The organism is Spiroplasma cantharicola (assembly GCF_001281045.1).
GTDB lineage: Bacteria > Bacillota_I > Bacilli_A > Mycoplasmatales > Mycoplasmataceae > Spiroplasma_A > Spiroplasma_A cantharicola.
This window is the reverse complement of sequence record NZ_CP012622.1, coordinates 1026452-1044598: the sequence shown is the minus strand read 5'-3', so window position 1 is coordinate 1044598 and position 18147 is coordinate 1026452. Positions and strand designations below refer to the sequence as shown.

General features: G+C 26.0%; 18 protein-coding genes and 3 tRNA genes. 17 read left to right on the top strand and 4 right to left on the bottom strand.

The features are described from left to right. Nucleotides 1–31 precede the first annotated feature (31 nt). Both SCANT_RS04590 and SCANT_RS04585 read left to right on the top strand, forming a co-directional pair. Nucleotides 32–985 (top strand): L-lactate dehydrogenase, encoded by a 954-nt coding sequence (locus SCANT_RS04590; protein ID WP_053946545.1) that lies wholly within the window; start codon nt 32–34, stop codon nt 983–985. A gap of 68 nt (nt 986–1053) precedes the next feature. Next, on the top strand, nt 1054–1980 hold the full coding sequence (locus SCANT_RS04585; protein WP_053946544.1) for an alpha/beta fold hydrolase: 927 nt from the start codon (nt 1054–1056) through the stop codon (nt 1978–1980). Nucleotides 1981–2007: 27 nt separating this feature from the next. Here the strand turns inward: SCANT_RS04585 and SCANT_RS04580 are convergent, their stop codons facing one another. Continuing rightward, nucleotides 2008–2745: a type III pantothenate kinase gene (locus SCANT_RS04580; RefSeq protein WP_053946543.1), complete on the bottom strand. Its 738-nt coding sequence runs from the start codon at nt 2743–2745 to the stop codon at nt 2008–2010. 103 nt (nt 2746–2848) lie between these two features. Between SCANT_RS04580 and coaD the strand changes: the two genes are divergently transcribed. From coaD to SCANT_RS04520, 12 genes are all read left to right on the top strand, one after another. After that, nucleotides 2849–3277 carry a pantetheine-phosphate adenylyltransferase gene (gene coaD, locus SCANT_RS04575; RefSeq protein ID WP_053946542.1) on the top strand — a complete coding sequence of 143 codons (429 nt, stop codon included), beginning with the start codon at nt 2849–2851 and terminating at the stop codon, nt 3275–3277. 2 nt (nt 3278–3279) lie between these two features. Beyond that, on the top strand, nt 3280–4263 hold the full coding sequence (gene pta / locus SCANT_RS04570; protein WP_053946541.1) for a phosphate acetyltransferase: 984 nt from the start codon (nt 3280–3282) through the stop codon (nt 4261–4263). After that, nucleotides 4263–5453, top strand: a complete 1191-nt coding sequence (locus SCANT_RS04565; RefSeq protein ID WP_053946540.1) for an acetate kinase — start codon at nt 4263–4265, stop codon at nt 5451–5453. The genes pta and SCANT_RS04565 overlap by 1 nt, the downstream gene beginning before the upstream one ends. A gap of 90 nt (nt 5454–5543) precedes the next feature. Further along, on the top strand, nt 5544–6839 hold the full coding sequence (locus SCANT_RS04560) for a Pr6Pr family membrane protein (RefSeq protein ID WP_053946539.1): 1296 nt from the start codon (nt 5544–5546) through the stop codon (nt 6837–6839). A 75-nt stretch (nt 6840–6914) separates the two neighbouring features. Continuing rightward, nucleotides 6915–10019: a 2-oxo acid dehydrogenase subunit E2 gene (locus SCANT_RS04555; protein ID WP_053946538.1), complete on the top strand. Its 3105-nt coding sequence runs from the start codon at nt 6915–6917 to the stop codon at nt 10017–10019. Between the two features lie 66 nt (nt 10020–10085). After that, nucleotides 10086–10161 (top strand) — tRNA-His (locus SCANT_RS04550). 311 nt (nt 10162–10472) lie between these two features. Beyond that, nucleotides 10473–11495 carry a hypothetical protein gene (locus SCANT_RS04545; RefSeq protein ID WP_053946537.1) on the top strand — a complete coding sequence of 341 codons (1023 nt, stop codon included), beginning with the start codon at nt 10473–10475 and terminating at the stop codon, nt 11493–11495. Next, nucleotides 11473–11895 (top strand): hypothetical protein, encoded by a 423-nt coding sequence (locus tag SCANT_RS04540; protein ID WP_053946536.1) that lies wholly within the window; start codon nt 11473–11475, stop codon nt 11893–11895. Before SCANT_RS04545 ends, SCANT_RS04540 begins: the two co-directional genes overlap by 23 nt. Nucleotides 11896–11920: 25 nt before the next feature. Continuing rightward, a complete protein-coding gene (locus tag SCANT_RS04535) occupies nt 11921–12145 on the top strand; it encodes an acyl carrier protein (protein ID WP_053946535.1) in 225 nt (74 codons plus the stop codon). 3 nt (nt 12146–12148) lie between these two features. After that, nucleotides 12149–12577, top strand: coding sequence for a Fur family transcriptional regulator (locus SCANT_RS04530; protein ID WP_053946534.1), 429 nt, complete (start codon nt 12149–12151; stop codon nt 12575–12577). Nucleotides 12578–12637: 60 nt separating this feature from the next. Further along, nucleotides 12638–12713 (top strand) — tRNA-Trp (locus SCANT_RS04525). A gap of 52 nt (nt 12714–12765) precedes the next feature. Continuing rightward, a tRNA-Trp gene (locus SCANT_RS04520) sits at nt 12766–12841 on the top strand. A 48-nt stretch (nt 12842–12889) separates the two neighbouring features. Here SCANT_RS04520 and SCANT_RS04515 read toward each other — a convergent pair. Genes SCANT_RS04515 through SCANT_RS04505 form a run of 3 tightly spaced genes read right to left on the bottom strand, consistent with a single transcriptional unit; the run spans nt 12890 to nt 15442 of the window. Next, nucleotides 12890–13756 (bottom strand): DegV family protein, encoded by an 867-nt coding sequence (locus SCANT_RS04515; RefSeq protein ID WP_053946533.1) that lies wholly within the window; start codon nt 13754–13756, stop codon nt 12890–12892. Between the two features lie 19 nt (nt 13757–13775). Next, nucleotides 13776–14600, bottom strand: a complete 825-nt coding sequence (locus SCANT_RS04510) for a DegV family protein (RefSeq protein ID WP_053946532.1) — start codon at nt 14598–14600, stop codon at nt 13776–13778. Beyond that, on the bottom strand, nt 14591–15442 hold the full coding sequence (locus tag SCANT_RS04505) for a DegV family protein (protein WP_053946531.1): 852 nt from the start codon (nt 15440–15442) through the stop codon (nt 14591–14593). Before SCANT_RS04505 ends, SCANT_RS04510 begins: the two co-directional genes overlap by 10 nt. A gap of 80 nt (nt 15443–15522) precedes the next feature. Between SCANT_RS04505 and ytpR the strand changes: the two genes are divergently transcribed. From ytpR to SCANT_RS04490, 3 genes are read left to right on the top strand one after another with little or no spacing between them, the layout of a single operon-like run. Continuing rightward, complete coding sequence (gene ytpR, locus SCANT_RS04500) at nt 15523–16107, top strand: YtpR family tRNA-binding protein (protein ID WP_053946530.1); 585 nt, start codon at nt 15523–15525, stop codon at nt 16105–16107. Further along, complete coding sequence (locus tag SCANT_RS04495) at nt 16097–17140, top strand: nicotinate phosphoribosyltransferase (protein WP_053946529.1); 1044 nt, start codon at nt 16097–16099, stop codon at nt 17138–17140. Before ytpR ends, SCANT_RS04495 begins: the two co-directional genes overlap by 11 nt. 24 nt (nt 17141–17164) lie before the next feature. Next, nucleotides 17165–18145 carry a hypothetical protein gene (locus tag SCANT_RS04490; protein WP_053946528.1) on the top strand — a complete coding sequence of 327 codons (981 nt, stop codon included), beginning with the start codon at nt 17165–17167 and terminating at the stop codon, nt 18143–18145. The last annotated feature ends 2 nt before the right edge of the window (nt 18146–18147 follow it).

The following is an 18147-nucleotide window of genomic DNA, read 5'->3' as shown; positions in this document are numbered from 1 at the left end:
ATTAATATATAAGTGTAGGAGCGATAAAAATATGATAAAAAATAAAAAAATAGTATTAGTTGGTTGTGGAGCTGTAGGAACAAGTTTTATTTACTCAGCTGTGAACCAAGGAATTGCACAAGATTATGTCTTAATAGATGTATTCAAGGATGCAGCAATAGGAAATGAAATGGATATTGCAGATGCTCAAGCAGTATTGCCAGTATCATTTAATTCAATAAAAGCAGGAGATTATGCGGATTGCAAAGATGCAGACATTATTGTTATTACTGCAGGAAGACCACAAAAACCTGGTGAAACTAGATTAGAAATGGTTGCAGATAATGCAAAAATTATGAAACAAATTGCAACGCAAATTAAAAAATCTGGATTTAGTGGAATTACAATAATTGCTTCAAATCCAGTTGATGTGTTAACTTATGTATACAAAACAGTTACTGGTTATGATAGTTCTAAAGTTATTTCTTCAGGAACAACTTTAGATTCAGCAAGATTAAGAAGACTGTTGGCAGCAAAACTTGGTGTAATGCCAAATACTGTTGAAGCTTACTTATTGGGTGAACATGGAGATTCAAGTGTTGCTGCTTGAAGTAAAGCTACAGTAATGGGCAAAACTGTTCAAGAATATATAAAAGAAGGTGTTATTTCTGAAAAAGATCTTTCAGAAATAAAAGATGAGGCTACGCACTTAGCATACAAAATTATTGAGAAAAAAAGAGCTACATATTATGGTGTAGGAGTTTGTTTAGCAGCAATTGCAAAAGCAATTCTAAAAAACGAACAAAAAATGTTATTGGTTGGAGCTCATTTAAATGGTGAATATGAAAATGAAAATATTTATACTAGTGTTCCATGTATTATTGGAAGAAATGGTATTGAAAAAATAATTAAATGAAATTTAACAAGCAAAGAACAAACTCTTTTTAATAAATCTTGTGAGCAGTTAAAAGAAGTATTCAATACAGCAAAAAAAGCAATAGCTTAGTTTAAAACCCTTTAAAATAATTTGAAGGGTTTTTATTTTTTTGTATCATATAATATAAATAGAAGGACGTGTTTAAATTGAAAGAATTAGAATTATTTGCTCAAGATGGTAAAAAAATTCATACTTATATTTGAGATGATGTTAAAGAAGTAAAAGGTATCTTGCAACTTGTTCATGGAAGCTGTGAGCACTCTAAAAGATATAATGACTTTGCTAAATTTTTAAATGATAACCATTGAATTGTAATTTCAAATGACCATAGAGGTCATGGAAAAACTGCTGATTTAGAAAAACAAGAATTAGGCTATTTTGCAGATGAGAATGGGTGAAAAATTTTAGTTGATGATTTATTTCTAATAAACAATTATATTAAAAAGAACTACTCAAATAAAAAAATTGTTATGTTAGGACATTCAATGGGAAGTTTTTTAGCAAGAAGTTATGCAATTGATTATGGAGAAACAATTGAGGGGTTAGTTCTAAGTGGAACTGCTTGGGAAAGTAAACTTTCTTTAAAATTTGGAGTTAGAGTTGCTAAATCAAGACAAAAAAAATTTGGAGCCAAAAATATTGATCAATTCATATGAAATTTAAGTTATAAAAAATTTAATAAGAAGTTTAATAAAGAGGGAAATACTGGTTCTGAGTGATTGTCTATTGATAAAGATAATGTTAGAAAATTTATTGAAGACCCTTTATGCGGACAAGTTTTTACAACTTCTGCTTTTAAAGATTTATTTGAAGGACTTTTATATATCCAAAATAAAAAAAGTATTTCAAATATGAGAAAAGATTTGCCAATAATTTTAGTATCAGGATCTAATGATCCAGTTGGTCAATATGGTAAAAAAGTTATTAAAACTTATAAGAAATTTAAAAAAGCTAAATTAAAAGTAGGTTTAAAAATTTATGAAAATTTAAGACATGAAATACTTTTTGATATAGATAAAGAACTAGTTGCCCAAGATACTTTAAAATTTTTAAATGCAATTTAAAAATTTTAAATAAAAACTTTTATAATTTTATTTATTGAGTTTTATAAGCCCTTTGAATATTAAAGATTCATCAAAGATATAGCCATCCTTTAGTATATCCTCTTCAAATTGAATTGAATTTCCACCTGTAAAAATAGCAAAATCCAAATTTAGTTTTTTAATCATTGAAGTTAACATTAAGTAATGGGCATTAAATGCACCAATATTTATTGCATCAATTGTATTTGTTCCATAAATTTTATTTGATTTTTGATAATCATTATTTTGTAAAAGAACTGCACTTGAGATTAAACAATTTAATGAATTTTTTAATCCTGGACAAATTATAGTTCCTTGCAATTCTTTATCTTTAATTATTGCAATAGTGGAAGTTGTACCCATAGAAATTATGGCTCCATTTGTAAATTTGTAATTTTCAATTGCACCATAAAAATTAGATATAAAATCTGCTCCTAATTTATTAATATTATCAACTTTAAATAATTCTTTTTGAATATCAAAATCATCTCTTAAATTTGAGATTTCTACACCAACATTATTTGCTAAAGCTCTCATAATATCATTTCATTCTGGCACAACAGAGACATAACTAATTTTGTCAATTTTTATTTTATTATCTAAAAAATACTTACTTAGTACTTTACTTCTTCTTCATTTTGGGTCTTTAGTTTCTGGTCTAATTAGTTTTGTTAGTTTATTAGTATTTTTATCTCACAAACGGAAATCAGCAGTTGTATTTCCAATATCAACTAGTAGTATTTTCATTATTATCTTCCTTTTGTCCTTATTTTATTACATAAAATAAAATAAAGACACTTTTTTGCCTAAAATAAATATAAAATTATAAATGTATTAAGGAAGGGTTAATATGAAAAAGGCCATTTATCCAGGAAGTTTTGATCCTTTTCATGAAGGACACTTAAATATTTTAGTAAAAGCTGCAAAACTATTTGATGAAGTGATTGTTGTTATTACAAAAAATATTTCAAAAAGTGAAAAGCCTGATTTGAATCAAAGAATTGAAAAAATAAAATCAATGATTAAGGGTTTAAAAAATGTAAAAATTGAAATAAATGAAAATAAATTAACTGCCGACTTTGCAAAACAAAGAAAAATAAAATACATTGTAAGGGGAATAAGAGATTCTCAGACTTTGGATTATGAAATAGAACTTTATGATGGAAATAAAAGTATTTATGATGAGTTAGAAACAATCTTATTTTTATCTGATAATAAAAATAGAAAAATTTCATCAACTTTATTAAAAGAAATAGAAAAATACAAAAGCGAGGAATAGTTATGTGATCAATTAAAGAAATAGAAAATAAAATTAAAGCAATTAAAAAGAAACAAACAATTGTTTTTCCAGAAGGAACTCAAGAAAAAATACAACAAAATGCAACATTTTTAGTAGAAAATGATTTAGCAATTCCAGTATTACTTTTTAATACAAAGAGTGAAGTACCAAATAAATTACATGAAAAAATACAAGTTGTTATTATTGATGAGTATGATAAACAAGAAATGATTAAAGTCTTTTTAGAAGTAAGAAAAGATAAGGCTGATGAACCTACGGCAAAGAAACTAATGAATCAAAGAACTTATTTTGGAGTGATGATGATGAAATTAGATTTAGCTGATGCAATGATTTGTGGTTTAGAATATACAACAGCTGATACATTAAGACCAGCTTTACAAATTATTAAAACAAGCAAGAAGTATTCAATAGCTTCATCTGTTTTTCTAATGTCAAAAGAAAAGGAAATATATTTATTTACAGATTGCGCGTTAAATGTTGACCCAAATGCAAACCAATTAGCAGATATTGCTTCAATGTCAGCTGATTTTGCTCAACAATTAAATGAAAAAGATGTGCAAGTTGCAATGTTAAGTTATTCAACAAGTGGTTCAGGAATGGGGCCAAGTGTAGATAAGGTAAAAGAAGCAGTTAATTTATTAAAAGCAAAATCAACAAAAGGAATAATTTTTGATGGAGAAATGCAATTTGATTCTGCCTTTGATAAAAGTGTAAGAGTTAAGAAATACCCAACAACAAAAATTACAAAAGAACACCCAGATGTTTATGTGTTTCCAGATTTAAACTCTGGAAACATTGGATATAAAATTGCTCAAAGGTTTGGTAATTTTCAAGCAGCTGGCCCATTTATATTAGGTTTAAATAAACCTGTAAATGACCTTTCAAGAGGAGCAACTTTAGAAGATATTAAGCAAACATCAATTGTAACAATATATACATCAATGTTTAATGGAGGAGATAAATAATGATTTTAGTAGTAAATGCGGGAAGTAGTTCAATTAAATTCAAATTATTTAATATAAAAGATATAAAAAACCCAATTTCAACTTTAGATGGTTTAGCAGAAAGAATTTCAGTAGATGGCAAATTAACAATTGAAATTAATGGTGAAAAACACGTGTTTGAAAGTGAAATGAAGGATCATTTAGAAGCAGTTAAATTAATTTTAAGTAAGTTTACTGAATTAAAAGTTATTGGTAAACCAGAAGATATTAAAGGAATTGGTTTTAGAGTAGTTCACGGTGGTGATAAAATTGTTAAAACAGTTGAATTAACAAATGATATTAAAAAAACTATTGAAGACAATATTAGGTTAGCACCTTTACACAATCCAGGAGCATTAACTTCAATAAATGCTTTTCAAGCAAGTTTACCTAATGCTAAACTTGTAGGATGTTTTGATACATCATATCATCAAACAATGCCAGAAATCAATTATATGTATACAACCCCATATAAATGATATACAGATTATAAAGTTAGAAAATATGGTTTTCATGGAATTAGTTATGAATATATTGTGTATAAAGCTCAAGAAATTTTTAATAAAAAACAAGATAAATTAAATTTAATTGTTTGTCATTTAGGAAATGGTGGAAGTATTTGTGCTATTAAAAATGGTAAATCATATAATACAACTATGGGATTAACTCCTTTAGCAGGATTAATGATGGGAACAAGAAGTGGAGATATTGACCCTTCAATTATTCAATATATTTCAAAAGAAACTGGAAAAGATATTTATGAAATAACAGATATTTTAAATAAGCAATCTGGTTTACAAGGTGTTAGTGAAGTAAGCAGTGATATGAGAGATGTTATTGCAGCTGCTGAAAAAGGAAACAAAAAAGCATCATTAGCTGTTGAATTATATACTCAAATAGTTGCTGATTTCATAGTTAAATTTGCTAACCAAATAAATGATAAAATTGATGGAATTATATTTACTGCTGGAGTTGGAGAAAATGCTGGAGTTATTAGAGAAAAAGTAACTCAAAAATGTGGTTTACTTGATTTAAATATTGATTCAAACTTAAATGATGAAAAATATTCTGATTATTTAGTAATTTCATCTGCTAAATCAAAAATGCCAATTTTAAAAGTTAGAACTAACGAAGAGTTAATGATTTGTAATCAAACTCTAAAATTTTTATAAATAATATCTTATACAAATAGTAGTATATCAGTTTGGTTTTTTTATTGTATTTAGATATAATTTTTACAATGAGAAATAAGGTGATATATTATGAAATTTAATAAAGATTTTGAATTTTCTTTAAAAGTAATGATACTAATGGTTTTAGTTGCTTTTTTAGCGTTCGATTTTGTTTTACAAATATATTCACCTAAAAAGAATCTTGAAGGGATTCCTACTTTAGAAAGATTAAATATATATTATTCATTTTTTACAACTCAATCAAATTATGCTGTAGTTTTCTATTTAGCAATGGCAATTTTTATGAAAAAAATATATAACACAAAACCGCCATTCTCAGTAGAATTAGCAATGACAGTATATATAAGTTTAACTATGATTGTTTTTTGATTTGGACTTCTTGCATCTGTTGATGAAATGGGTGCATATTATCCATCCAGTTGAGTTTCTACTAGTGTTCTACATATCTTTATTCCAAGTATTATGATTGGTTACTTTATTTTTTCTTGTGGAGATCAGTATTATTCTCCTAGAAAATATTCAAAATTCTCTTTACCAATGAATTGTTTATATCCAACAGGATATTTGATTTTTACAATGATAAGAGGAGAATTAAGATATAATTTTTATTCGCCTGAATTTTATTCAAGAATATATAGTCCACCAAGTGGCAATATTAGCTCAGCATTTTCTGGTTATGATTATTTTTGAAATAACATTTGAAGTCCTGAAAATGGTGTTATTGATAAAACAAGACACTTTACTGAGCAAATGTGATATCCATATTGATTTTTAAATATCCACCAATATGAATTATCATATACAGTTGATGGGCAAAAGTTTATTGCTAGAGAAAGCTTTGGCCCACAATGATTGGTTATATCTACTTTTTTATTTGCTTGTTTATGTATAACTTTAATAGTGGTGGGTTTACAATTTATTTATTTAAGATGAAATAATGGTAAATTTTATAGATGACATGATATTGAAGGAAAATTGATCACTAGAGAAGAACATGCATATCGTATCCAAAAACAGAAATTAAAAAAAGTAACTATTAAAAATCAAGCTAAAATGAATTTAATTCACAAAAAAACTGAATATAAAGTCTTTTTAAAAGGAATTAAAGTATTAGAGAAAAATGAAAGAAAAGCTAAAAAAAGAGATTATATTAAAAATAAACTTCTCGAACGTAAGTTAAAAATTGCCTCTATTAAAAATAGTAAATTAGCTGAAAAAAACAATAAAATTCAAATTAAAAGATGAATTTTGTCAATTAATTATAAAGACAGAGCCTATGTTAAAGATAATTTAAGAGAAGCAGAACGTTATAAAAAACTTGTAAAAAATGGAGTATTAATATTTAAAACTAAATATGTTAACTAATAAAGGTAGGAATTTGCCTTTATTTTTTATATAATAATAGGTGGTATATAAAAATACTAAAGGGGCAGTCATATTATGGTACATCTAAGAGCTAGAAATTTACAATCTAAAGCTATTTTAAAAAAATGATTATTTTCTGGAGAAGAAATTGTTTTTGGTGAAGATTTTGCTCTGGTTGAACTAGAAGATGGTAAAGAAGTTAAGATAAAGTCTAATTATAATGGTCTTATTGCAAAAACAATTAAAATAGGTAGTCCTATTAAAAATGGTAGTATTTTGGCAAATATTGTAATTGGAGAAGAAGAAATTAAAAAATATAAGGGAGAAAGTTTTAAAAGAATTGAAGTTTCTAAGATCATTGATAAAGAAACTACAACTAAGCAACAAAACTTGCAAGAAAGTAATATTAACAAAAATTTAATATCTCAGCAAATAACAAAAGAATCATCTAATCAAAATACTAAATCAACAGTAGCAAATAATAATAATAATAATATCAAAGAAGAATTTAAAAGTACTTCAATTAAAACACAAGAGAGTCAAGAGGAAAAAAACAATATGAGCGAATCAAACAATCAATCAATGGATAAATTTGCTCAAATGAGAGCAAATATTAAAGAATCAATTAAAAATGCTCCTCAAAATAATTATAATGGAGATTTTTCAAAAGAAGAATTATTAAAAATTACCCCAGAAGAAGTAGTTAGAGAAGATGGTAAAAACTTATTGTCAACAGATAATGTTAGTGGAATGAGTAAATTTAGACAACTTGTACAAGCTAGAAAAGAAAAATTACTTGAAGAGGAAAACTTTAAAGAATTTAAAGATACATCAGCTGAAATTAATGCAATGTCAAAAACTGATGAAAAAGGTCGCCCACTAATTATGAGAAATATTATTCAAGCAAGAATTGAAAAATTAAATAGTGCAGGGGGAGATCCAAGAGTTTTAGAATCAGACATTATAGCTATCAAAAATAATGCTGTTTTAGACCATCAGAGAGTTAAAAATAATGACAGACCAGATAAACATTCGAATGACAATAATAGTCAATTACAACAAACTTCTCAAATTACAAATCAAAATAGAGATAATTCTCAGACACTTAATAAACAAGATAATGTATTAAATCAATCATATTTTAAAGAAGAAAAATCAGCATTAGTAGATTCTAATAATGAAATTGATTTCAGTGGGGCAAAAATGAGTAAAGATAATTCAAATCAATTTAATAAAATGGAAAGTAATTATAAACCTAATTGAAATTATGCAGAAGCAAAATTATCTAAACTTCATGATACAAGAAAAAGATGAAGTGTTATTAAAAATGATGATAGTTCTACTTCTATTAGAAAAAGAAGAGAAGCTGTTGAACAAGGTTTACTTGAGGGCAATTTAAGTTTTAGTAAAAAAATAAAAGAAATTGGAATACCAGCAGAATTTTTAAGAGAAGTTTTACATCAAGACCCTGAAACTGGAGCTACAACATATGTATTATATAATGAGACACCAAAAGGTAGAATTGAATTTGAAAAGTGATTAAAAACTACAAATTTGTATTCAGCGTATAAAGCAGAAAAGCGATATATTGAAAGAACTCAAGAGTTGCAAATTAAAGGTCAGGAAAATAATCAGGCTTTGAATGAGAAGAAAAACCAAGATGTAGATCAAGAGAAAGAGCAAGGAATATATAAAAAAATTCACTTAAAACTTTCAGAAAATGAAAATTTAAGAACAATGGAAACTGAGGAGTTTAATGCAAACGACGATGAATTTGATAATTCTCTTGTTCTTGAAAATTCAAGTACAGTTGATTTTGAAAAAGATGATATTCCTGAAAAAACTCCCAAAGTTGTTCAAAGAGAAATAAAAACAGAAATAAGTAAAAAGGATGATGAACTTGTGAAAGTATATGATAAAAAAATTGCTGATGAAACATTGGATTTTTTAAAATCTGAAATTAGAGAATTACATAGAACTTTAAAAGAGCAAAATCAGTTACATGCAGCAACTTCAAAATTAAATCAACAATCAAATTTTAATGCTGGTCCAGATACATTCGGTCAGATGATGCAGTATATGTTAATGCAAAATATGATGCAAAATATGAATCAAAATAAAATTACAAATAGAGATATAAGTGCAAGTGATTTAAAGTCAATTATCAAGGAAGAAATTAGTCTTTTTGCAAATGATTTAAAGGAAAAGCAAATTAAAGAAGAAGCAGAGAAACAAAAATTGGAAGCAGAAAGACGTAAGGAACAAGAAAGATTAATTTTAGAACAAGAAATTATTGCAAAAGTTGAAAGAGAATTTAGAGAAAAATATGAAAGAGAAAGACTTGAAGAGGAGCAACTTATACAAGAAGAAATTGATTTTAAAAAGTTGGAAAGACAAAAAGAAAATATTAGAGAAATAAATTTTGAAAAGGATAAACCAGATAACTCAGTTGGCTATTTGCAATTTGAATCTAATGATCAAAACAAAGTTATTGAAAGAGAAAAAATAAATCAAAATAGAAATTCAGCTGTTAAATCAATGATTTTAAGTCAAAACTTTATTCCACCATTAACAATTTCAACAGAAATTGATATGAGTTCAATTTTAAAATTAAAGCATATGTTAAAACAAACTCAAAATCATATAAAATTTACAACTATTTCATTTATAGCAAAAGCAATTTCAATTGCTCTTGAAGAATATCCAAGATTAAATTCAAGTTACGACCCAGAAACAAATGAGGTAATTATTAAAAAATATCACAATATTGGACTTGCCACAGAAACAAGTGAAGGTTTAATTATTCCTGTATTAAAATTTGTTGATAGATTATCGATAAAAGAAGTTGCAATTGATATTAAAGAAATGACATCAAGACTTCGTGCAGGAGAACTTTTAAATTATGAAGCAGAGGGAAGCACAATTACAATTTCTAATTATGGAACTGTTGGTGCGATTCAAGCAACTCCAACAATTTTCTATCCAAATGCAGCTGTAATTGGAGTAGGAAAGGTTGTTAAAAAGCCTGTAGTAGTTGATAATGAAAAATTAGCTATAAAAGCAATCATGCATATGAGTTTAACAGTTGATCAAAGAATAATTGATGCTGCAGAAAGCGGAAATTTCTTAGCAAAAGTTAAATCAATACTTGAAAAACCAGAAATATTAACAGTTTCTTAAAATACAACAAAATTGTTGTATTTTTTTTGCTCTTTTTAGTATAATAAATAGGTGCAATATTTTATGGCGTATATGGCGAAGTGGTTAACGCTCCGGATTGTGGTTCCGGCACTCGAGGGTTCAATTCCCTTTATACGCCCCATTAAAGAATTTAAAGTCTCTTTTTAATTAAAAGAGACTTTTTTTATCAATAATGAGCGATAACCTAATTGAGGTGATTTTATTTTAGATATAAATATTAAAGACGAAATTAAATTTACAAATGAACATCAAGATAAGGAATTTATAAAAGTTAGTGAAGTTAAAAACAACACTTTAAATTTAGATGCTGTATTTTTTAATGAAAAATATATTGTTAACAAGAAAGAATATTATAGATTATTTGTACGTCCAAGTTTATCAAACAAAAATGGTTATGATTATTTTAGAAGCTATTTTTTTAAAAATCCTATAATGTACCAAACAAAAATAAATTTTAAATCAGGAGCTATTCAATTTTATATAAAGACACCAACAGGAGTAGAAAATATAAAAGTTGGCAAAGAAGATTTACTTATCATCCCTAGTTATACGATAATAGGTAAAAGACTTAGAACTTATACTTTAAATGATTTTGACTTTATGCAATTAAATATACCTGCTAATTTAGTGGATGGCCAACAGCAGTTAGTTATTTCTTATAGTGCTAGTTACAATGTAGAAGGTTATGATTTAAAACCTCATACCAATTATGGAACTATTGAAATTGATCGTAGAAATTTAACTGAAAATATATATCAGACTAATAACTCTACAGTTACAATTGCAAATTTAGCTTATGGCTATTTGAATTTTGATTTTAATAATAAATATAAAAAAAACTATTTTGACTTAATAAAAAATGACTTGAAAATTAAAATTGAACAAAACTCATTAAATACAATTGATCCTAAAATTAGAATACAAAGTGATTATTCATTATGAAATGATTTGGAATTATCAATTTTAGGAAAAAAAATGAAGTTATTTATTGAAATGTTTTTACAAGGTGCTAATAGAACTAATAGATTAGAGTCAACTCCAAAATTAAAAAGTGTAACTAATTTTTCAAATTATTATAATATAAAAAAAATTAAAGATAGAGTTACATATCAAGAAAATTACTATGAAATAACTAATGATAATTTTACTTCATATAGTTTTCCAAAAAGCTTAGTTGAAGAAACAGAAAATGGAGAAAGGGGTATTTTATGAAATCCCTTATATAATAACCCCATTATTTATAATAGAGTCATAGATTTAAATTCACGAGAAATATCCATAGACTATATTTGTGATAACTTAAATAAAGGAATATATGAGATAAATTATGATAGAGAAATTAATAATAAACTAAATTATTTAGTAAATTATAAAATAGATGAAATTAATTCAATAGGTTGAAAAGAAAAAGAAAGTATTATTAATTATATAAATGAAAATCAAAAAATTATATAAGTATTTATTCCTATTGATACTTTTACTATCAATAATTTCAACTTTTGGATTTATAATTTTTTATTATATAAAATCAATTAATACAGTTATTGAAGAAAATAATGGAGTTGAAGAAGTTAATAAACCACCAGTAGTTGAAAAAAGTGATTTTGTAAAAAAAGATTTAAAAATTAACTTTAATTTAGAACAGAAAATTTTTATAATTAATTTTTCAAAGGAAAAATACTTTATTTTAAATGAATTTAAATATTATTTTATAATTGAGTTTAATAAACTCGGACCAAAAAATAATAATATTGAAATTAAGTTTGGAGTAGATAATTTAGCTCTCCCAAAAGAAATTTATGTTAATTATCAAGGAGTAAATCATAGATATAGTTGAAATTTTAAACTTATTTAAGTTATAATTATTAGAGGTGATTTAAATGAATTATTTTGAAGAAATTAAAAAGGCACTTTCAAATAAGGGTGCAAAAGGTACAATTACAAATAACACAGAATTCAAATCAATGGGTCTAGATTCACTTGATTTAATGGATATGATTGTTACTTTAGAAGATAAATTAAATATTACTGTTTCAGATGAAGACTTATTAAATATTAAAAAAGTAAGTGACCTATTAGAAATAATTGAGAAATTAAAAAAATAATATATGGAAAATAAATTAAATGAATATTTAAAACTTTTTAAAAGTAAAAAAATTAAGCTTACAGATGTAAGATTATCTATGTTAAATATTATAATTTCAAAAAAGCACTTTACAATTAATGAGGTTATTTCTATGGTTGAAAAAGATCTAGGCTCTGTTAATGTAATGTCAATTTATAATAATATAGACTTATTCTTGGAATTGCATTTATTATTTGCAAACACTATTAATGGTAAGCAAATAATTTATGAAGCTATTTCACCACAACTTATGCATATTTTTTGTGATAATTGTGGGAGTTTAGAAGATTTAGAAAGTCCTTCATTGGCAAGTGAATTATTTTTGAGATTTTCTGAGATATTAACTAATAAAGATATGAGCTTAGAACATTTTAAATTAGAGCTGCATGGAATTTGTAAAAATTGTAAATAAAATAATGTTGAATTTAAACAAAATATTTTTTAATGATATAATTAAAATGTATTTTTAAATAGGGGTATAGTTCAGTTGGTAGAACATCGGACTTCAAATCCGAGTGTCGTGGGTTCAAGTCCTGCTACCCCTGCCAAATATAAAACTAAATTTTACCCAAATAATATTTTGGGTATTTTTTTATAAATAGGGGTATAGTTCAGTTGGTAGAACATCGGACTCCAAATCCGAGTGTCGTGGGTTCAAGTCCTGCTACCCTTGCCAAAAAAAAAAAAAAAATAACTTTATGTATTTCTAATTAAGTACATAAAGTTATTTTATTTTTTTAGGTAGTAATGTTTTTTTAATTGCTATAAGTGCTATTGTATCAATACCTGCATGTCAAGGAAAAACAGTAGGTACTTTATCTTCTTTAAATTCCAATTTATTTTCTGATAGATAATTTCTGATTTGTTCAATTATTTTATGATTTATTTCTTCTAATGATACAAGAAGTAGCTCATATTCATTTTTCATTTCTTTTTTTAAAGCTGTAGTCATTTTATCTAAAACTGCTTTATATGTTCTTCCCATACCAATTTTTTTTGGTTTTTCTAATCATTGAATTGAAACTTTCGTCTTCATAAATTTAAGAATTGCTATTAAAAGTGAATTAGCACGACCACCTTCGGCAAATTTTTTTAGATCACTTGGTATAATTGCAATTCAAGTGTCCTTAGTTCATTTATCTGTTTCTTCTTGAAATTTCGAAATATCATTAATACCATCCATTATCATTTCTTCAAACTTTAATGCTAATAACTGTACACAATTAGCTGCTAGGAAATGCTTAATAATTGTAACTTTTCCTTTATAATTGTCATCATTTGCTAACATTACAGCTGTTTGATGCATACCTGATAAATTTGAAGGAATTGTCATATGAATTATATGATCAAATTCTTTTAACATTTCATCATATTTTTCCATTAGCTCACCAGGTGAGGCTTGACTTGTTGTAGTACGATTATTTCCTGCAAGAATTTTCATCAAGTCGTTATCTTTAATAACTTTTGGTGTATCCAAATAGTCGTCTTTATTATTAACAATTAAATGCAATGGTATTACCCTTATAAGTTTTGAATTATGTTCTTCTGGAATGAAACCAGTAGAACTATCTACTAATATTCCTATTTTCATATATATTCTCCTTATTTTTTTATAGTCAAATTCCTAATGCAAATGTCTCTCTACCTGTATGACAAGTAATAGTATTAGGCATTTCATCTAAAAATCCAATTTTAAATCCAAATTTTATTACTGTTTCTTTTACCATATTTAGAGTTTCTTCATCAACTCTTGAATATGAAATATCAATTGTGTCTTTATTACTAAAGTGTTTTAGTCCTGTTAATGATTCTTCAATTGCTTTTTTAAAAGTTCTAGTTTTTCCATGTTTATCGATTTCTCCATTATATTTTAATATTGGAGTAATTTTTAAAAACTTAGCAAGCCCTGCGGCAGCTTTGCTTATTCTTCCACCACGAACTAATTGAGTTAATGATTTAGGAATAATAAATACTCTAAAGTCTTTATTTGCTTTTTCAATTATATCAGATATCTCTTGTCCATTTTTTCCTTCTTTAATTAATTGTAAAACTCAATGAACTTGTTTTTTTAAGATTATACTTACACCATTTGTATCAACTACAAATACTTTTCCCTTGTAGTTATCTTCATTTGATAACATTTTGCAAGTATTAAATTGTCCTGAAAGACCTTTTGAAAGTAATAAACAAACAACTTGGTCATAATCTTTTAATAATTCATCTCATTTTTCCATCATAATACCTGGAATTGATTGTGAAGTTTTTAAAAGTTGTGAATCATTTAAATTATAAAAGTCATTTGCTTTAAATAATTCATCATCAGCTATTTGTTCTCCATCTTCTTTAGTAATCATTAAAGGAACTAAATACAGGTCTTTAATACTGCTTATATCATTAATTCCACACGATGAGTCAGTAATTACAGCTATTTTCATAGTTCTTCTCCTCATATTTGAAACGGCATAAAAGCAAACGTTTCTCTACCAGTATGACAAATAATTGTATTTGCTAGATCATCTAACAATCCAATCTCATAACCAGCATCTGTTACTAATTTTTTAACAAGATTGATAGTTTCTTCATCAGTTCTTGAATGTGAAATATCAATTTTTTTATTTTCAGGATACATAGCTTTTAATAATTTTAATGCTTCTTCTACAGCCTTTTTAAAAGTTCTGGTTTTTCCTTGTTTATCGATTTCTCCATTATATTTTAATATTGGAGTGATTTTTAATATTTTAGCAAGTCCTGCGGCAGCTTTGCTTATTCTTCCACCACGAACTAATTGAACAAGAGATTTAGGAATAATATAACCGTGGATATCATTGTAATGTGTTTCAATGATATCTCTAATTTCTTGTCCATTTTTTCCTTGTTGAATTAGTTTTTGAACTAATTCTAATTGACGTTTAATAACAATGCTTACACCGTTATTGTCAATTACATGTATTTTATCTTTATATTTATCTTCTTGAGAAAACATTCTGAATGTATTAAACTGTCCTGAAAGGCCTTTTGAAAGTAATAAACAAACTACTTGGTCATAATCTTTTAATAATTCATCTCATTTTGTCATAACATCACCTGGAATAGATTGTGAAGTTTTTAAAAGTTGTGAGTCATTTAATTTATAAAACTCATCAGTACTTAAATTTTCATCATCAGCTATTTGCTGTCCATCTTCTTTTGTGATCATTAATGGAATCAAATACAAGTCTTTATAATCTTTTGTATTCTTTATCCCACAAGAAGAGTCAATTAAAATTGCAATTTTCATAATTCCTCCTCTATATAAAAGACTTAATATATTATATAATTGTTTTGATATTATTCCAATAGAAAAGCCAGGTAATTGATATGAAATTATTTATAAAATATATTAGAAACTTTAATACAATAGCAGTTATTTTAAGTAATAAAAAAGTTACTGAAACAAAAACAGACTCAAATTTAGCAGTTTTATTTCATAATCAAGAAATTGCTGGATTTAACATTCTTAATTTCAATTCAAAGCAAAACTTTTATTTGGAAGATAAAAGATTACAACAAAAAATTAGGCCTATTTTAAAGCAATATTTTGGAGATATTAAATTTGAAAAACAGTTTATTATTGCAAAAATAACAGAATGTGAAAAAATTCCTGAAACTCATTTATCAAAATGTAAAGTTAATACTGGTAAAGAAGAAATTCAAATTATTTGTGGAGCAAAAAATGCAAGAAAAGATATCTATACAACTTTGGCTACAATTGATTCTTGAATGCCCGATGGCAGTCAAATTAAAGCTGGCAAACTTAAAGGATTAGACTCGTTTGGAATGTTATGTTCTGCAAAAGAATTAGAAATTAATGATGAAAAATATAATAAAGATGGAATTATGGAATGAGAAGTTGATGATACATATATTGGTAAATCAATTTGGGGTGTTTTAAATGAAAAATAAATTCAATATTGATTTGAGAATATTTGAAGATTACTATTCAGCTGATTATTTTAAAAAAACTAGAGAAATTCTTAGTAAATTTAAGCCTAATCAATTAGTAACAATGCAATGATTTCAAAGAAAAGAAAATACAGTAGTTTGTGGTATTGAAATCATAAAAGAAATCTTAAGATTATCAAAAATTAAAAATCTTAAAGTTGAAGCAGTTGATGAGGGTGATATAGTAGAACCACTAGAACCGGTTTTAAAAATAACAGGAAATTACAATGATTTTGCCCATTTTGAAGGTCTTTTTGATGGTATTCTTTCAAGAGCTTCAACAGTTGCAACAAATGCTCGAAAAATTTCAATTGCTGCAAATGGCAAAAAAGTATTAAATATGAATGATAGAATGGATTATTATACAAATCAGCAAGTTGATGGTTATGCATCAACAGTTGGTGGTATTAAAAATTTAGTTACATATGCTTCTTTTGAATATTTGCAAGAAGAAGTGGAATTGAATGGAACAATGCCTCATGCATTAATTGCTTCATTTAATGGTGACTTAATTGCAGCTACTAAGGCTTATAAAGAGGTTTTTCCTAATAATAACTTAGTTGCACTTGTTGATTATAATAATGATTGTATAAATGACTCTCTAATGGTATGTAATCACTTTAAAAATGAAATTTTTGCTGTAAGATTGGATACTTCTCCAAATTTAGTTGATAAATCCTTATTAAAATTGAAAGAAAAAGATAATGAACTACATGGTGTAAATCCTACCTTAGTAAAAATGTTAAGAGAAAAATTGGATTTGAATGGCCATCAAAATGTAAAGATTATTGTTTCATCTGGTTTTGATGAATATAAGATTAGATATTTTGAAGAAAATAGTGTTCCTGTAGATATTTATGGTGTAGGAGATGCAATTACCAAAAATAAAATAGGTTTTACAGGTGATATTGTATTAATTGATGGAAAAAAGCAATCTAAATTTGGTAGAGAAAATACTTTTTCAAACAAGATAAAAAGTATAAAATATATGTAATGTTGTATAGAAGGTGGTTTTCTAATGAATTTGTTTAAAAATAAAAAAACTAAAAATAAAGATAAAATCAAAGTAATTGAAAACTCTAATCAAAAGCAAGAGGAAAGAACTCCAAATCATTGAACATATAATGATGACCCTTTGCTGAATATGGAACCATTATTCTCAGATGATCCTGCCGCTAGCAAAATATCTAAAAATTTCTCTTCATCTTCGAATTTAGATAATACTGAAGTTTCTGGTGATGTAGATATTTCTGTAAGAAATAAGTTAGAAGAACTAAGAAAAATTGTTGGCGCTCAAAAAGTGACACCTCAAAAAAGAGAGGGAGTTTTAGGTTCAATTATTGACCGTGCTAGAAAAAACTCGCAAGACATTCAAACTCAAGTACTTGAAAACGACCCAGTAATTGCTAAATTACTAAAAATAGAAAATTTAAGAAAAACAGGTGGTGTTGATGAAGAATTATACACTGATGTTGAAAAAATTAAAAAAAATACAGTTAGTTATGCTGATAGAGCAAAGGAGTTCTATTCTAAACATACAAGTAAACCAGTAGAAAGTGAATTAGAAAGAGTAAGAAGATTATCCCAAGAAGTTCAAAGTAAACGAGAAGAACAAAAAAGACAATCTTCAAATTTTAAAACTAATGAAATTATTGAAAATTTAAATGTGGAAAAAGATAATCGAACTGTAAAAGGAATTTTTAAAGTACCACGAAAATTGCATTCTTATTCTCATATTCAAGAAATTACTAGAGAGCAAGAATTAAAAAATAAATTATTAGAGATTAAAAAAGTAAAATTTAGAAATATAGAAGAAGAGATTGATTTAACTATACAAGAGATTGATTCAAAAAAATTTAAAGATCAAAGTAAAAAGGACCAATATCTTGATGAAAAGCTTAAAGAATTTGATAAATTACTTAGAGATAGTACTAAAGAAAATAGAAAACCTGAATTAGAACTTATTAAACCAAGAAGAACTCAGAGTAAAAAGAAATAGGG